Source organism: Streptomyces dengpaensis (assembly GCF_002946835.1).
GTDB lineage: Bacteria > Actinomycetota > Actinomycetes > Streptomycetales > Streptomycetaceae > Streptomyces > Streptomyces dengpaensis.
In genome coordinates this window covers 6,185,533-6,202,681 of record NZ_CP026652.1, presented here as the reverse complement: position 1 = coordinate 6,202,681, position 17,149 = coordinate 6,185,533, and the positions used below count along the sequence as shown (strand labels likewise).

The 17,149-nt window shown below is 66.6% G+C and carries 10 protein-coding genes; 1 reads left to right on the top strand and 9 read right to left on the bottom strand.

Features of this window, described 5'->3' with window-relative positions:
- Positions 1–31: 31 nt before the first annotated feature.
- The 4 genes from C4B68_RS28580 to C4B68_RS28565 are packed head-to-tail and all read right to left on the bottom strand — an operon-like array spanning position 32 to position 6,966.
- Positions 32–3,181 carry a coiled-coil domain-containing protein gene (locus tag C4B68_RS28580; RefSeq protein WP_099504571.1) on the bottom strand — a complete coding sequence of 1,050 codons (3,150 nt, stop codon included), beginning with the start codon at positions 3,179–3,181 and terminating at the stop codon, positions 32–34.
- Positions 3,178–4,434, bottom strand: coding sequence for a helix-turn-helix domain-containing protein (locus C4B68_RS28575; RefSeq protein ID WP_099504570.1), 1,257 nt, complete (start codon positions 4,432–4,434; stop codon positions 3,178–3,180). Before C4B68_RS28575 ends, C4B68_RS28580 begins: the two co-directional genes overlap by 4 nt.
- Complete coding sequence (locus tag C4B68_RS28570) at positions 4,424–5,698, bottom strand: hypothetical protein (protein ID WP_099504569.1); 1,275 nt, start codon at positions 5,696–5,698, stop codon at positions 4,424–4,426. The genes C4B68_RS28575 and C4B68_RS28570 overlap by 11 nt, the downstream gene beginning before the upstream one ends.
- Complete coding sequence (locus tag C4B68_RS28565) at positions 5,695–6,966, bottom strand: Wadjet anti-phage system protein JetD domain-containing protein (protein WP_167459186.1); 1,272 nt, start codon at positions 6,964–6,966, stop codon at positions 5,695–5,697. Before C4B68_RS28565 ends, C4B68_RS28570 begins: the two co-directional genes overlap by 4 nt.
- A 524-nt stretch (positions 6,967–7,490) precedes the next feature.
- Between C4B68_RS28565 and C4B68_RS28560 the strand changes: the two genes are divergently transcribed.
- On the top strand, positions 7,491–8,939 hold the full coding sequence (locus C4B68_RS28560) for a HEPN domain-containing protein (protein WP_143674401.1): 1,449 nt from the start codon (positions 7,491–7,493) through the stop codon (positions 8,937–8,939).
- Positions 8,940–8,978: 39 nt separating this feature from the next.
- On the opposite strand, the gene C4B68_RS41450 is transcribed toward C4B68_RS28560, so the two are convergent.
- The 5 genes from C4B68_RS41450 to C4B68_RS28530 all read right to left on the bottom strand — a co-directional run bounded on the left by C4B68_RS41450 (position 8,979) and on the right by C4B68_RS28530 (position 17,125).
- Entirely contained in the window at positions 8,979–9,752 is a 774-nt protein-coding gene (locus C4B68_RS41450; protein WP_143674399.1) for a hypothetical protein, read from the bottom strand.
- Positions 9,736–11,943 carry a hypothetical protein gene (locus C4B68_RS28550; RefSeq protein ID WP_099504565.1) on the bottom strand — a complete coding sequence of 736 codons (2,208 nt, stop codon included), beginning with the start codon at positions 11,941–11,943 and terminating at the stop codon, positions 9,736–9,738. Before C4B68_RS28550 ends, C4B68_RS41450 begins: the two co-directional genes overlap by 17 nt.
- Before the next feature lie 114 nt (positions 11,944–12,057).
- The gene (locus C4B68_RS28545) at positions 12,058–12,606 is read right to left on the bottom strand and encodes a hypothetical protein (RefSeq protein WP_099504564.1); all 549 of its coding nucleotides are present in this window, start codon (positions 12,604–12,606) and stop codon (positions 12,058–12,060) included.
- A 727-nt stretch (positions 12,607–13,333) separates the two neighbouring features.
- Complete coding sequence (locus tag C4B68_RS28535; protein ID WP_099504563.1) at positions 13,334–15,241, bottom strand: UvrD-helicase domain-containing protein; 1,908 nt, start codon at positions 15,239–15,241, stop codon at positions 13,334–13,336.
- Between the two features lie 3 nt (positions 15,242–15,244).
- Complete coding sequence (locus tag C4B68_RS28530; RefSeq protein ID WP_167459185.1) at positions 15,245–17,125, bottom strand: ATP-dependent nuclease; 1,881 nt, start codon at positions 17,123–17,125, stop codon at positions 15,245–15,247.
- Positions 17,126–17,149: the final 24 nt, after the last annotated feature.

Sequence of the window (17,149 nt, the reverse complement as noted above, 5' to 3'; positions counted from 1 at the left end):
CAGCAGGGTCCTGTTGCTGCCGGGCCTGGTCTCAGCGCGCGAGTCGCCGGGTCAGTTGTTCGGCGGTGAGTTCCACTCGTCCGGCTTGCGGGTCGTATCCGAACATGCGGGTGGGGCGGTTGAGGTATTCGGACTTTGACGGGTACTGGAAGTAGAGGATCTGCCCGCACACGGGGGCTACGTCTCGCATCAGTGTGTCTTGGCAGGTGCCCAGGACGGTAATGCCGTGGGCGGTGGCGACTTTGGTGATCGCGCTGAGCACTTCGCGGCGGTGTTCTTGGCCCAGGGAGTCGCCTAGTTCGTCCAGGACGAGCACTCGGCCTTGGGCGTGAGGAGCTGCCAGGAGAGCGGCGAGAACGAGGTGGATGGAGAAGAGCTTTTCCTGGGCCGTGTTGGTGACGGTGTCGTAGGCGAGCATTGGGCCGTTGGGGTTGCGTCGCCAACGCGGTGTGACGGAGCAGCGCCAACCGTGATCGGTGTCCGTGGGCGGGTCAATCTGGTAGTGCAGATCTGCGCCGAAGAGGCCAGCGTCACGGTTCAGTTGGTCCAGCGCCGTGGTGATGTTGTCGAGGGCTCCGGCAACGCGTTGTGTGATGACTTCCTGAGTGTGTCGGAGTTCCTCGGCGAGGGTTTCCACCGAGCGGGAGATGAAGGCGTTCTCCTCAAGGCGCTCGGCACGCACCTTCTCTACCGTGGTGTGGATGTCGGCGTCCGCGGCCTCGTTTTCGGTGAGCCACTCGCTGAGAGCCTGGAGTGCAGCGTCGGCCTTGGCATCGAGGTCTGCGTTGTCGAGGCGGCTGGCGTGAGCGAGAGCGACGGTGGGATAGCCACTGGTTCCCGCCCGCAGAGAGAGGGCGACCATGCAGCCGTCGACGGTCGCGTTGGCGGCCATGTGGAGTTGGGCGGCGGAGCGCCGTTCCCGGGGCGGTTCCCCGTGGGGCGCGGCGGGTGGAAGTGGCGCTTCGGCGAGAAGCTGCGTGTACTGCGTGGGTAGCCAGTCTGCAGGCCAGTTCAGCAGCGTACGGGCAGCGTCCGCGTCCAGACCCAGGGCGGCTGCCGCGGTGCTGGCGCCGTCTCGTGCGATGACCGCCTCTTGTTCGCGGCGCTCACCGTCGCAGTTTTGGAGCGTGACGTTCGTTTCTCGGATGCGCCGCTCGAGTTCTTCGATCCGTTGCTTGCGGCCGCTGAGGGCGGCTTTGGCCATGGCCCAGGCGTCCACTGCCTCCTCGAGAAGGGTTGCGACCTGGGGAAGCGTGCGGCGCCTGTGGGTGAGTTTGTCTGTGGCTTCGCGGTGAACTTTCACCAGTTGCGGTAGGGCTTCGAAGGCCTGAGCCCGCTTGAGTTCAGCCTCTGCGAGGGTGACCCGGCGTGCGAGATGCTTAATCAGGTTTTCCGCTCTCTGCTGGCTGAGCAGGGCCTCGTCGTAACGGGTGCGCAGGTGGGCGCACAAGGCAGCCCGCCCGACGGTCGGGTTGGGGAAGGATCCGACGATGTGGACGCCGAGGGCGTCGACGCTGGAGTGCGGGGGCTGTTGCGTCCATTGGGTCTGGGCGGCGAGGGCGTGCAGGAACTGGCGTGCCGGTTCTGGTGCGGAGCGGATGCCTGCCGGCCACGTGGTCTCGTGGCTGGTGGGTGAGGTGGCGGTTGCGTTCCTGTCTGGACCCTCGGTGATCAGGACTGCGCCGGGCAGATCGTTCAGTGCTTCGAGGGCTGCGGGCAGATCGGTATGTGCTACGCAGACGGCGTCGCGCCACGGGTGAAGGGCGGCTTCCCACCTGTCTCGGGTCTGGTCGTCGAGGTCGATCTGGTCAAGCAGGCCGACGCCGGTGATGTCCTCCTCGGCGGCCAGCGAGTGCAGGACTTCTCCGACGAGTCCTGCTTGTCCCTGCTCGGCTTTGCGGAGTTGGTCTTTGTAGGTGTGGGCGTCGCGTTGGGCGATACCGCGGTTGATCTCGGCCTCTGCCGTCTGCTGGGCGAGCAGTGTCAGCTCTTCCTGGAGCGCGGCCGCGGTTTCGCCAGCGTGGGCGGCGCTGAGGGTCCGGGCCTCGTCTAGTGCCTTTTGCGCCTCGGCGAGTTCTTCTCCCAGGTGGCGTTCTTCGGTCTGTGCGTTGGTCAGGTCGGTGAGGCATTGGTCTTTGGTCTGCTCGGCTGTTTCGCAGGCCTGCTCGAGTGCGGTGAGGTTGGAGGCAGCGGCCTTCTGGGCCTCCAGATGTTCAAGAAGATCGGCCGTCGTCTTGAGGGCCGCCGCGGTCTGGGGCAGGAGGACCTCGGCACTGCGCAGGCGGGCGGCCTCGTCCAGCAGACCACGAGCCAGGGCAGCGCGGCGGTCGCCTTCGGCGCTGCCGATTTTGCGACGGAGTTCGTCTCGAGCCTCTGCCTCGCGGAGCATGGTGTCTTCCCGGGCGAGTGCCTCTTCGTGCCGTTGAAGGGCCTTGGCGTACTTGGCTCGCTTGTCCTCCAGTGCCTTGCGCTGTCCTTTGTCGTGTTCGAGCAGGCTGGAGCGGCCGGACAGAGTGATCAGGGCATCCCCGATGTGATCGGGTGAGTAGGTGCCGGCTTCGAGCTTGAGCAGGGAGGGCCGTGAGCGTACCTGCCCGCGGGAAGCCACGTAGGCCAATACCTTGGGCGATCGGCCGTAGAGCTGGTTGGCGTATTCGCTGGAGCCCAGTGCTTCTACACCGAGTTGCTGGTAGAAGGCCGGTGCTGCGCGGTGACGCTCGTCGTCGGTTCCGTCGGTGAGCAGGTGGACGCCAGGGTGTTGGCGTACTTGGACATGGGGTGAGTCGTTGCTGATCTGCAGCCACACGCTGTGCGGGCGGCTGCCGTCGGATTCAGCGAAGACGCCAGCGATGTAGCCCCGGTCGGCTGCGTCGACCAGCTGGGTGGAGGCGCCGGCGATGACGGGTTCGAAGAGCAAGTTGACGGTATTGGCTGTGCCATTGCTGGTGATCTGCCACTCGGGGTCGCCCAGGAGCAGCGCCACGGCGGCGAGGAAGCTGGTCTTGCCTGACTCGTTGGAGTCCTTGGGGCCTCGGCCGGTCACAGCGATGAAGGTGCCAGGAATCAGTGCCACCGGGTCGCTGGTGAGCCGGGCGATGGCGAAGGTCTGCACAGCGACCAGTTGCCGGCTGCCGATGATGCCGGTGGACAGCTGACTGTCGGGGCCGGTCGGGATGGTCACGGGTACTCCTGGGACGGGGAGGTGGGGCGGGCGGCTTGGCGCCGCCGTGCAATGGCGCGGGCGAGGTGGCCGTCGGGCCGGCCGGCGAGGATGAGGTCCTCCCACAGGGCGGCGATGCGGGTTTCGCTCAGGCGCTGCAGGCACGGGCCGGGGACGTAGTTTCCTTGGCCGGCGGTGTCGACCATCCCTGCCGCGGTCAAGGTGCGCAGGGCCTCGCGGATCGTGGTCTTGGTCAGGGCGCGGTTGCGGGCGAGTTCGCGCAGGGTGACGGAATGCTGGGTGGCGTTCCAGTGCGGGTGCGTATGGCGTCCCTGGGCTCGCGGCAGAGCGACGGTGTGCAGAAGGACCAGGGCGAGGACGGTTCGCTCCGCAGGGCTCAGCGTGCCGATCCCGGCTGCGGCAAGTGCTTCGGCGACCGGGTCTGGGTATCCGGTGGTCCAGGTGCCCTGGGGTGTGCGGATGAGTGCGCGGCCGATGTCGGCCAAGGCGGCCTGGACGTGGGCACGGATGTCGGGGTCGTTGAGGGCCGGCAGGTCGCGTGGGGGCAGTGGGCCTCGTGCGATTTCCAGGGCGGTGATGACGCTGCGGCTGATGTGCTCACTGCTGTGTTGAGGACTCGCGTCGGGCTGGGTGAGCTCGTGCGGCGAGGTAGCGGTATCTGGATCGTCAGCGTGCGCCTCGGGGGGATGGGGTGCGCAGTGCACGGCGTGCTGCTGGTAGGGATCGGGCAGCCGGTGGTGGCCTCTGCGGAGCGCGGCGATCGTAGGACCGGGCAGCGTGGCCACGGCGGGCCCCAGATGCAGCAAGGGGCCGACCGCCACGATGAGCCCGTGTCCAGGCAGTACGCGCTCCAGAGCGGTGGAGACGCTCTTGCAATCCGCGCCCAGGTGGGCGCAGGCGGTCTCGATCAGCTGGGCGGAAAAGGGCTGCCCGGGGTAGTGCGGCAGAGTGGGATCGGGCCACGCGGCCTTCAGGCACAGGGCCCAGACCAGGGTGGGAATGCGGGCCAGAGCAGCGGGAGCTTGCTCCCCCAGCTGCTCGACGTCCGGGGCGCTGCCGGCGGGCCACCCCAGTCTCAGCGTCATCATGCTCTCCCCGGCGGCCCGGAGCTGCAGCACGGTCCGGCCGGCTCGCCCGGCGGCATCGGCGGTTTCCTTGAGCAGGGCACTTCGGGGGGCGGCGACTGATCCGGCGGCTCGGATGGCGGCCAGCAGGAGCGCCGAGGGGGACGGTAGGGCGCTGTCACCGGTCACGGTAGTGGCCTCCAACGTCGGTTCCGGCGTGGAGGGTGATGTCGTGGAGATAGGTGACCTTGGCGGTGGGATCAACGCGTACTGGCACGGCGATCTCGATGTGGCAGTCGACGAGGGGATCTGCATCGGCTGCCAGGAGTTCGACCAGCAGTCGTCCGGCTCCGGGCCAGCCTCGTGCTTCGAGTACGTCGGCGAGGGCTGCGTGCTGCTGTCCGCCGAGGAGGTCCTCCAGGAGGATTTCCTGGCGGAGGTTTTCGTGCTGGGTGGCGTCGTCCAGGGCGGCGAAGGGATCGGCGGCGTCGTCGGGTGTCGGCTGGGGCGGGGCCGGACGCGGTCGTGGCGGCCGCTGCGGGGTGTACGAGGCTGCGGAGTCGATCACGTGCTGGCCGTCGATCCACACCGGGGGCGTGTCGGCGACGAGGGACTCACCGAAGTGTCCGAGACGGTCGACGCCGGCGGTTTTGGCGAGGTGGAGGTACTCGGCGGGGGTGAGGACGTCAAGGTTCAGGCTTCCGCCGCCGTGCTCCAGGATTTTGTCGATGGCCGCGATGAGTTGCTCGCGGTAGAACTGTGCGGCTTCGATCAGCGCGGTGGCCGCGTCCTCCAGGACGAGGTCTCCGGAGAATGCCCGGGTGACAAGCTCGTTCAGATCTGTCACTTGGCGGGTGAAGTCGGTGTGGTCGTGCTGGCGCTGGGCGTTGATGAGTTCTGCGGGCGTGGCCATGATGACCTGCCGCTGCAAATCCAGTGCGAAGACAGTCAGTCCGTGCCGGCATGTTCGCAGTGCTTCCAGCACGGGGATGAGATCTGGGTCGTCTCGTTCCAGCAGCTCGCGTGTACGGTCCAGCAGGCCGATGAGTTCGTCGACTCCCCCGTGCAGGGCGAGGCGTTCGGCGGCGATGGCGCCGGCAAGGCCCGCGGGGCGCATGACGTAGCGGTCCTGGTGCTTCTTGAGTACGTAGGGCTCCAGGAAACTCATGTCGATCATCAGCGACAAGCGCGACTCCAGGACAGCTGAGGGCCAGCCCCTCCCGCTGGGTCCCAGGTACTCCCGCATCTGGTTTCGGGTGAGTCCGCTGGAGGCGGCGTGCTCGGCGAACACTGCGACGACGTCCGCGGCCAGGCGAACCAGTTCCGGGTCCTTCACCAATGCCTCGCGGTGCGCTGCCAGCGGCGCGAAGAATGCACGCCAGTTCATCAGCCGTTGGCCGGGCGCGAGGAGAACCTGATCGTGCTCGTCCAAGGACAGCTGGCCGCTGGTCACCGTGTCTGCTCCTGGCTCGGGTGAGTGTGCTCAGGTACGGGCAGGTGGAGGAAGGGCTCAAGCAGCTCGGGCAGACGGGGGAGCACGGAGGTGTAGAGCGTCTCTTGCTCTCGGGATTCCCCGCTCTCTGCGACGGCGAGGGCAAGCTGGCGCAGGGGGCCCGTCACGTGCTGTGCCAGGGCCGCGGCGTGTTCAGCGTCAAGCGCCTTCTCTTGCTCAGGATTCTTACGCCGGCGGTAAGGGCCTTGACGCCATAGGTCCACGTCCATTCCGACGGCATGCACCGGTGCGCCCAGACGACGGGACAGATCATGAATGATGCCGATGCCGTCAGCGTCCAGATCACACCACGCGACGATCGGCCTGGGCTGCAGCCACTGAAGGAACATAACGAGCTGATCGCGTGCGTATCCGGCGCCCCAGAGGCACAGCCACTGCGAGGTCAGTTCCGGCAGTCTGCGGCACACTGCTCCGAAAGTGTCGGAGTTCTCGATCACCAGTACACCGCGGGCGCTGCAGTGGGCTTGGCCGATCACTCTGATGCCTTGACTGGGCAGCCCGACCCAGGGCTGGGCGACCGCGGCGTCCGCGGCGACCTCGCCGATGCGCCACGACAGCGGGCCCTTCACCCGCAGATCAGTGTCTTCTTCCCGGACCGCGTCCTCAAAGTCCATGCCGATGAGGTTGGCGAACCCGACCTGCTGCTGTGCTGTCCACGTCTTGGATCCCCCCAGCGCGTGCGCGGCAAGCTGTTTCAAGGTCACTTCCTTCTCGCCCTGACCACGCAGCTCCCACCACTGGGCAGCGGCCCTGACCGCAGCCTCGAATACCGACCACGCGGCTGTGCTGACGCGGTTTCCGGCGGGAACGACCAAGCCAGCTTCTTCAGGGACTGCGGCGAGCAGTTGCCGCTCCTGAGCGAGCTGCTCCACCGACTCCATCACCTGCAGAAGATCCCGGCGGGCGCGGCGCGGATCACGGGCGCGGCGCAGTTCCGCCAGGCGATCTTCTGCCTGTTCCTGCCAGGCCTGAGTCAGCCTCCAACGCACGGGGCGGCCCAGTTGCAGCAGTTCGCCCACTTCACAGCGCAACACCACTGCCCCGCAGCGGACCAAGTCGGCCGCCACCTCGTAGGCCTGTATGTCGAAGCGCTTGACGACGGATGCCCATTCGCGTCGACGGGAGTCCAGCACCCACACCAGGTGTGATGGCGACAGCCCTTCGGGCGGTCCGTACAGGGGCACTTCGTCGGCCGGAACCAAGTCCACCTGCGTGACGTTCAGCTTCCGTCGGCGGTTGCGCGGCAGCCTGTCCTGCCCATCTCGCCGAGTCGGAACTGTGACGGCACGCAGTCCTTGCGGTACTCCCTCTACCTCGACGGGCACCCGCCCGAACGACTCGCCGAAGAGCAGCCCGCTCCCGGTACGCGCAGCGACTCCCACAGGACCCCCTCTCCCCCGGCCGCCGCCTTCGCCGGCGGCCCTGTGCGCTACGCCTCCCGGCGTCATGCGGCAGTTGGTGGCCATCAGCGGCTCCGTTGCCCGACGAGGCTATCGGTGCGTCGAATACAGGACAGACCACATGAGTTGAGGCGTACATCACTTCTCGGGAATGTCGCATCGAGCCCCGTCCGTCTGAATGTGACAACACACGCCACGCGGGCCACACGGGTGGCGACGAAGGGCGGGCCGACCGTGAGGCGCAGGTTGTCCGCTCGGGCTGAGGCCCTCACCCCGGAGCCCGGGGCGGAAACAGCAGTGCAGGTGCTTGAGTGTTCGTCCATGCTGGGTGAGTGAATGACATCGACAGGCGCCTGCAAGACACGGGGCGAGCATTCCTGGCTGCGGCATGGACTCGGCTCCAGGAGGAGCGGGTGGTTCCGCCACCGACCTTTCACCCATACCTGGAGGTGGGGCGCGACTACTTCGGGAATTCCGTCATGCCGCTGTCCGAGTACCGAGCGCTTGAAGAGACAATTGCCGCTTCTCATCCTCGGTTCGACGCCGGCCGACCACTGCATGAGCGCGAGTTTCCTGGTGGGTTGGTCTTCAGCTTCCTAGAGACGTTCATCGCCCGGCTGACTCGTGCGCAGGAGGATTTCTCTCCTGATGGACCAGCCGCCGAGCAGGCGCTGCGGGACCTGATCCAGGCGGTTCACGCAGACACGTACGAGGTGGCGTGCTGCCGAGTGGTTTCCCACATGACCACCGCAGACGGCAAGCCAGTCGAGTTCACCAACATCCGCGTCGAGCCGGTGATCTCTCAAGCAGCGGACCACGATAAGGAGTTGCAGCGGATCATCTCGACGGTGATCCCTGGGGCGGCGAGCGCCTACGGCCGAGACCGGCCGCACGGTTTCGCGCCGCCAGAGAGCGTCATCATCGCGCAGGACAGCGGCGCAAAGCCGTTCGATCTGGCCAAGCCGCTGTCGCAACGGATCGAGAGGTTCATGTTGCTGGTACGGCTGTTGAAGCCGAGCACCAGTGAGTCGATGGCGGAGATTCAAGGGGCGACTCACACGGTCCGAGAGTTCAAGCCCACCGTGCTCCGCTTCCGGGGCGCGGGGCCCGGGTTCGGGTCTCCGACGCAACTGGCCGCCCGCGTGATCACTCTCAGCTCGGATGATGTCAGCCGCGTCGACGGCCTCGGGCGGCTCCTAGCCGCAGCGGAGCAGCCGCGAACAGGCATGGCTTTCACCTCGTTTGGCATGGCGCTTCAGAAGTTCCTTCTGTCCTTCCACGCATACGGCTGGTCCGAGCAGATCGTCGATTTGGCGACCGCCTTCGAAGCAGCGCTGTCCGGAAAGGAGAAAACCGACGTCACGCTACGGTTGAAGATCCGCGCGTCGACGCTACTGTCCACCGCCGTTGATCCCACAGAGCAGATCTTCAACGACGTGGGCGTGATCTACGGGCTCCGATCCACACTCGTTCATGGCGGTGCCATGACCGAGAAGGCTCTCCTCAAGGAGGTCCGGAAGATCTCGACCGTTCCCGATGGCATACCTGATGGACTAGCGATCGCGCACGCCGTAGAACGGTTGCGCGACCTCGTCCGCCGTAGCCTGCTCGCCCGAATCTGCCTTGCAGCCGACGACGCCCCGCTGTGGCTCCTGGACGCGGATACGGGCGTCGATGCTGCCATGGTCGACGATCTCCGCCGGAAGACATGGCGGGAAGCATGGCGCGACACTCTCAACAGTATCGACGCCCTCGCTAGCGCTGACCCTCCTCTCGCTTAAGGCTTGCAGGGAATCAAGGTGCGGCTCCCCTGCAAGCCCCTAGCGTGGCGGGCCGCTTGGCCAGTGTCCGTTGACGGACTGCATCTGCCTTGCGATGGAACGCAGACGGTCGGCAAGTTCTGGCTGGTCGTAGCGGGTGAAGATCTGGGCGAGGCTGTCGACGAGGTTCATGCGGGCGGGCGTGTCGAGGTCCTGCACGAAGGTCTGGAGCAGGTGGGCGACTTGGACCCAGACGGTGTGCGGGGCGTAGGTGGTGATTTCTCGTGTCAGCCGGCTCAGAGCTTCGATGGTGTTCGGGTCGGCGGCTTGTGGCTGGTGGATGAGCCAGTAGGCGAGAGCCAGTGTGGGTGTCGTGGACAAAGCTCGGTGCAGTTCCTCCGCCTGGTGCTGGCGTTGGCGGTTGACTTGTTCGTTCAGTGCCTCGTCGTGTATCCGACGTTGGAGGCAGACGACCGCCTCGAAGTCTGCGGTGTCAGCGGTCAGCTGCACTCGGGCCCATAGGAGGCGGACGGGAGCATCGACGAGGTCGTGTGAGGTGCCAAGTCGGCTGTTGATATGAGCTTGAGCAGCCTGGTGTTCAGTAAGGGGATACAGGCGTGCCACGGCGCGGGCTGTTTCAAGAGCGTGGTGGGCGGCTGCCGCGCGGGGGTCGTGGTGTTGCCGGGCTGCGGGTGTTTCCTCCCAACGTCCGGTCAGGTGTGCGTGGAAGTTGTAGCCGGGGGCGTTGCTGGGCAGCGCGTACACGGTGTCGTTGTCGGTGAGGTGGCCGGCCCGCGGGGCGGGCCAGCCGGCTCGGTCACGGTTGCGGCGCATGAGGGTCCGGGGGTGCGGCGGGGTCTTCGGCCCTCAGGCGGGTCAGGAGCTGGTCGCGCAGGTGGGCGGCGTCGCTGGGTACTTGCGAGGGCGGTGCGGGCGCCCAGCTGAAGAGCAGGTTCTGCATGGCGAGCAGTCGTGGCGCGCTGTAGTGGGGGTCGGTGGGGCGGTGTACGGCGTTCAGGAAGATCTGCTGAATGGTGGGGCTGAGGTCGGGTGTGCCGAGGGCGGTCTGCATCCAGTAGGCGAACGCCTGTGCTACGACCGGGGACCAGGTGGTCGTCGGCAGGGCGTTGCGCCACATGTCGGCCAGCCACGCGGTCGTGGTTCGCTTGTCTGTCAGGAGAGCGGGTCCGCCAGGCGTGCCGCGGGTGGCGAGGTGAGCGAACGTGCTTTGCGCTGCCGCCTGCTGGGCTATGCGGTGATCAGCAGCCCACTGGGTGAGCTGCTTGTGGATGGCTGATCGCTGGTCGTCCTGGTCCCACAGGACGTTGAGGGCCTGACTGATGGCAGCGGTGACTTTGTCACTGTGGACAGCGTTCTGCTGTGCAGGGGTGGCCAGTTCAGCGATTCTGCTCAGCATGCTGGTCGGGTAGATAGCGGCGAGACGCTGGACGGCCCGGATGAGGACGACTTTGAAGTCAGTGCTGAGCGTGTCCGTCTCGTTGGCCCATCGCCGGTAGGCGTTGCGGGCCAGTGCGCCGGCGTGGTCGTCGATTGCGGCGAGCACCAGCAGGTCGCATGCTGCGTCGGCGTGCGAGGAGGACCATTGCTCGGCCAGGGAGCGCAGGAGGCTCGTCCTACGGTGGCGTGCGGTGTAGTGGACGGTCCAGTGGCTGACACGCTGGGCCAGTGGTGCGGCCAGGTCTGCTTCGCCAAGGGTGGTGACTTGGGCAGCGGTCCAGCGGGTGAACTCTTCCAGGAGGTGGGGTCGGTCGTCGAGGAAGTAGTCGACGACCGCTTCGGCGTAGTTGTGGTAGCGGAAGCGGATGGTGCCGTCGGGCTGCAGATCGGCGTTGGCTGTGTGTGTCAGCGCGACGACACCCAGCCCCTGTTGGCCACTGCGGGGCTCGGACTTCTCGTTGAGCGCCGTGGCCAGGCTGCCGGATGCCTTGTAGATCTTGTCCGAGCTCGCTCCCTCCAGTACAGCGGCCGCCAGGAGGTAGTTGCGGTAGGCGCTGTCGCTGTGAGTGTTGTGCCAGTTGAGAAGCTCGGTGCGCCAGTCTTCTGCAGCCTTGACTACTTCCCGGACCAGGCCCTTGAAGTAGTCGGTGTCGGGCGATCCGTCGGATGCGGGACGGCCTTTGCGGCGTTCGATGTCCTCGGTGGTGATGATGGCGTTCGCCCAGGCGGCCACTTGCGCCGGAAGGAGGGAGGCGATGCCTCTGCTGATGGGCTCGGACGAGAGCCAGTCGTCGATGTCAATGGCGAATGGCGCCTGTTTGAGTTGCCTGTCCAGGATGTCCTTGCGTGGTGGTCCTTCCAGGGGCCTGGCGATGTCCGTTGCTCCCCGTCCGCATGTGGCCCAGGCTGTGGTGCTCATCAGGACGACGAGACAGGATCCCTCTGGCAGCTTGTCTGCGTCCTCGACCAGTTCGCGGCCGAAGCCGGCTGGGGGCTGTTCCGCGCGCAAGTCCAGGATCCATCCGGTATGGGGCTCTTGCAGCCCTGCCATGTCGAACGGCGCATATGGTTCCCGGCGCACTTGACGGATGGTGTCGCCAACGCGACGGCGCATTATGTCCAGGGCGGTGCTGAAGCGGCCGGTGCCGTCTTGTCCCGTCAGGACGACGACCGGCCATTGGTCCAGGATCTTGCGAATGGCCTGGTCGTCGTCTTCGTGGCGGACGTAGGTCTTCAACTGCGCGGCGACTTCCGTAGGGGGCAGTGGAATACCCCGTAGCCGGCGGAATCCTTGCTCGATGAGAGTGCCGATGACGGTGCCGCGGTTCGTACCGATGCGTTGGCTGACCTGTCCGGCCCAGCCGGGCTCGGTGATCTCATCGTGGAGGTCGGTGTCCTCGGAGCTGCCGTCGTCTTCAGGAGTTCCTTGTTCTGCGGGAGCGTCCGCTTTCTCCGGAGTGTGTAGTGTCGAGGCGTCGTCGGGGAGGTCGGGGGCGGGCGGGGCTTCCTGCCAGCTGAGTTCGGGCGGGTTGGATGGCGCTGTCGTTGCGTCAGGAGCGGGCCCCATGAGGGGATGTGGTGCAGGGGATGGGGCAGTGGTCGGGAGTGCGTCCGGTGTTTGCGGCGTGGGGGCGCTGGCGGTCACAGGCGGTCCTTCTTGAGGCTGTCGGGGCAGTGAGGTTCAGCGCTGGGGCCGCTTGGGCGGGCTGCCGATGTTCCTGGCGCGCATGCCGGTGACTGTGGCGCCTTCGGCGACAGTGGTGATGTCCTGGTCTGTCTCCGCGTGTCCGCTGATGGTGTCGTCTGCATGCATGCCGGTGACGTGGCCGCGCACAGTGTGGATCTTCTGTCGCGAGAAGGGACCGGAAGGCTGCCGGTCCTCCTCCCCCTGGAACGTCAGCCGCTGCCCATAGAGGTCCTCTAGCCTGCCGCGCAGCCGCCCCAGCATTCGTAGGAGCTCGGGATTGTCCACGTCGACGCGCGCTGCACCGCGGCGGTACGCGCCAAGAGCGTCGCGCAGCAGCTCCAGCTCTCCGTGATGCGCCGCGAGTTGCTCCTCACCGACGGTCAGCGGCAGCGCCAACTCTCCCCGCAGCGGCACGGGTAACGCCAAGTCGGCTTCAGGAGCGCCTCGCCGGTCCAGCAGGTTCTCAAGGCGCTGGTAGAGAAACGTGAAGGTGGCCGGCAGCCCGGCACCGAGCAGTGCGGATAGAGCACTGAAGTCAGACATGAACTCCCCCTGGCTCGCGTCGATTCGTGTCAGGAATTCTCACTCGCACACCGGCCGCGAAATCGCCCCATTGGAAACATGACCGAAAGGCATCCATTCCCTTCTGTCACACATGTTTCTCCTGTATCAGGAGCCACTTTTCCGCGCACGGCCATGGCTTCACTTCTCGTATTCGCGGCCTGGTTCTACGCCCGGTTGTCCGTGTATAGGTCCCGTGTCACGTCCGGCTTCTGGACCCTGTGGCGGGAGGTGTCCGTGGAGGCGGTAGACCAGCTCATCAGGGTGCCTGGCCAGGCGTTCTCGGCGCCATGCAGCATCGAAGGAGAGCTGGCCACGGCTCCTGGCTGCCGCCCAGGCGGCACGGCTGCTGGTGACAGGAGACAGCAGTAATCGCGCGAGAGTCAGACGCATACCGTTCAGCGTGACCGCTCGGATTCCGGTCGGCAGATGCTTTTCTCGCACTCTCGGGACGCAGGATTTTCCGGCATCACGAACCAGACATGACGATATTGGCGAGCAATGTCCTTTCCTCTTACACCCTGCACCTTCCAGTTCGTTCACGGCAGACTTGCAGTCCCCCAAAATCGCACTCGAAGCGAATGTCTGATCGGGCTTCCCGAGGGGCACAAGGGCGTATTCCGGCCTGTGCCAGCCCGCGAGGCCTGCGAGGGCGGTGGCTCCGTGCCCTGGCCACCTGCCCGGCCCCGGCGGTGCAGCAAGTAGTCGCTCAGTGGACGTGGACGTCGTGGACAGACCAGCCGCGGGCCGTCATCGCCTCGATGTGCGGTTCGGCTCGTGTGCGGTGCGCGGCGAAGGCGAGCAGATGGGTGGGGCGGGTGGCGCCCACGAAGACGAGTTGTGCCGCGCGCTGGATCGTGACCAGGGCCTTGGAGGCGTCCTGCTGTCGGCTCAGGAGTCCGAGGACCTCGTGTACGTCGTACTTCTTGCCGCTGCGTTCCAGGCATTCGAGGATGAGTGTGGCCGCGTGGGTTTCGCCCTTGGCGCTCTGGATCGATCCCGCAACCGACGCCACCACACCGTGGTCCGCATCAGCCGACGCCTCGGGCACGGGCGCCAGCTGGGCGATGTACGGGATGTGGGCGAGGGGATCTGCGAGACGGGCGACACCTTTCAGGGGGCTCTGGGTCAGGTCCGGCAGCAGCCGCAGAAGCCGGGCGGTGAGGACAGCCCATTCGACGTGGCTGTCGAGTGGGCTCGTCAGCAGATCGTGCAGAAGCAGGCGTGCCCGGCCTCCGGCGGTGGCCGGGTCTCGGTCCAGTCGCCTCAGCGGGGGCAGACCGCCGACACTGGCGAGTCGGGCTACGTCACGGATTGCGTTCCACAGGAGTGTGATCGCTGCGTGGTTGTCGCCGGATTGCCGCTGGGCCTGGGCGGTGCGTGTCGTCGTGATGAGACTGCCGGTCGTCTGGACCGGCGTGCTGGTGAAGCCGGGTACGTAGCAGGAGACGGATTGGGGAAAGGCCTTGGCGCTTCCCCGTATGAGGCGGGCGCCCAGGACGCGGGGCGGGTTGTCCAGCAGCAGCTGGCGGGGGACCGCGGCCGCTGCCATCCGTTCGAAGGCCGGTACGACCTCGGCGACGGTGTCGTCGTCGAAGAGCAGGAGGGCGACGGTCCCCTCATGGCCGGCGCCGTCGATGCGCTGGTGGCGGTGGACCGTGAGGTCGCTGGCGAGTGCTGCGATCTTGCTGCCGAAGCGGCGGCTGACGGGGAGTTGGGCGGCGTGCGGCAGCGGGAACGACGAGGGCTGTGCGGCATCCGGTGCGTCGGCGAAGATGCGCTGGTTGATGTCACCCACGCGCTGGACGACCGTGCCCGGCGGGCCGAAGACCTTGTCGAGCAGGCGTTGCTGGAGGTCGCTGGTGTCCTGCATTTCGTCCAGGAGGACGAAGGGGAAGCGGTGGGCTGTGGCCAGCGCGAGCTGGGGGTGATGGAAGAGGTGGTGCTCGGCGAGGGCGAACATGTCGTGGTAGCGGAAGATGCCTCGCTCGGTGAGCGTTTCCTTGAGGGCGGCGAATTGTTGGCCACTGTCGCTGGACGCTTTGAAGGGCGGGGTGCCGTCAGGCCCTGTCGCGATCAGGTCTCCGGCGTCGCACACGTAGCGGGCCTCGGCGACGAGTGCGGGGCCGTTCGTGCGGTGCCCGAGTGCGGTGTTGAGTTTCCGGAACCTGGGGTGGCGTTCGAGCAGCCGGAGGGCCTCGTCCGTGTAGGCCTGGTCGTCTACGGTCTGGACTTCGATGCCCCGGGACCGTAGGGCTGGCAGGGCGAGGAAGGTGTTGGTGAAGGCCTGGATCGTGCCGATGAAGTGCGGGTACTGCAGGAGCCGGCGTCCCGCCGGTGTGGCGGTGAGGCGGTGGGTGATCTCGTCTTTGGCCGTGTTGGTGTGGGACAGGACGCAGATGCCGCGTGTGGGCGAGGCCCATGCCTGGCACAGGAGGGCGAGCTTGAGGCCGATCAGGCTGGTCTTTCCCGAGCCGGGAGCTGCCTGGAGGTCCAGGGATTCCGCGCTCTGGATGAAGTTCCACTGTTCCTGGTGCGGCAGGTCGAGGCCGAGTTGCTGGGCGAGGGCCTCGACCCTGTCCTTGATGAAGACGTCGGGCGCGTACAGGTTCGTCATTGCTCAGACCTCGCTGCACAGGTACGCGAAGGCAGCTACGAGGTAGGGCGGCAGATCGTCCTCGGTCACGGAGGTGGTCTGCAGGAGCCGGGCCGCGTGGTGGGCGGCGATCGGCTTACTGCCCCGGCCCATGCGCAGCGGCTCATAAATGTCCAAGGCCGCCTTCTCCAGGGGAACGTTGCTCTCTCGCCACTTCTTGACCTCCTCCTGCGCCAGTCGGTCCAAGTCGGCGAGTCTGTCCGCGGTGGGCCAGGTGGTCTTGGAGGCGACAGCGGCACGAACGGCCTGGTGCATCAGGGTCGCCATGGCCCAGGAGCCGGCGGCCAGGTCGTACTCCAACGTCCAGTGGTCGGAGACGAAGGTGCGTACGTGGCCGCTGTCCTCCTCTTTCAACCCTGCGACGTGTTTGTCGATCTCTTGCTTGGTCATCTCCGCCGAGCACTTCAGCTTCTTGCGCATCTCCGCGGAGGTACCGGCGGGAACCAGGTCCCGGTCCCGGATGCAGGCCACGGCGACCGGTATCTGCTCACCCTCGCGCTGGAAGATCCGGCTGTAACGGAAGAGACCGACGCCGCCGACATTGACGACGCTGACGCCACATTCGCTGAAGGACCGACCGACCGCCTGTGCGAGGGCGGGCAAAACGATGGCTTCGGCGTCGCCCTCGACGATGGCCACGCTGCGGGCGAAGAACAGGTTGGCCTTGGTCACGTCGAGGAAGCGGGTGAGGAAGGCGTAGTCGCCCTCGTCGAGCTGGGTCAGGCCCGGTGCCAGGCGGAAGGTGGATCCGCGGGCGACGAGGGTGAGGTGTTCGACCGGGATGGCCGAGGCCAGGTTGGGGCTGTGGGTAGTGAGGATGACCTGGACCGGCGGCGTCTCCGCTGTGTTCGCGGTCTGGGCGCGATCCCGCAGGAGGTCCATGATGCGGGTCTGGAGCTGCGGGTGGAGGTGGGCTTCGGGTTCCTCGATCAGCAGCAGGGGCGCGAAGGCGCTGTTGCCGAGCAGGAGCAGTTCGGCCGCCATGAACAGGGCGTTGTTGTACCCCAGGCCGTGCCGGGTCCACTCCCCCGTTCCCGCGAACAGCGTCAGCTCCAGCCGCTCCAGCGCACGGGCCAGGGTGGCATCGCCCGCGACGCCGATCTCACCGCGCAGGACGTCGGAGCCGATGGAGAACTTCTGCAGGTAACCGGTGTTGATGTCGTCCCGGGCCGTCTTGACGGCCTCGTTGTCGCTGATGTGCCGTTCCGCGCGGCGCAGGATCCCGACCAGGGTGGAGGCGCTGTCCTCCTCCTCGTCGAAGTCGTCCTCACCTTGTGCACGCATGGCCGGGTAGCCGGCCAGGATTTGCGACAGCCGCGATCCCCGGCCGGAGCGCAACTCCGCCTCTGCATCCCGCAACGGACGCAGGTAGGTGGCTTTCAGCAATTCACGCGCGGCACCGTCCAGGGCCGGCCCCTGCCCCTCGCGGCCGGTGCGCGTGGTCACCGCGACACGGTGGGGCCGCAGCGGGTCCATCAACTCCGCCTTGACGGTGACGTAGAGGCCGACGTTGCCCTCATCGTCCGTGGTCAGCAACTCAAGGAAGACGGCTTGCTCCTCCGTCGTGAGGTCCTTGAAACCACAGGTGATCTTGAAAGTGCCCGCACGGCCGTCCGGTCCGACATGGAAATCGTCACGCGTGATGCGGTAGAAGTCAGCCGCCGTCGTCAGCAGACACAGGCGGATCGCATCGATGATGGCCGTCTTACCGCTGTCATTCTCCCCGACGAGGACATTCGTAGCCGGACCAAAGTCCAGGCTCAGGCTGGCGTCCTTGTCGCCGTCCATCTGCGGCGCCGCGCCGAAGATCCGGAAGTTCTCTGCATACAGGCAGGCAAGGTACAACGACTTCCCCCGAGCGATGAGGCC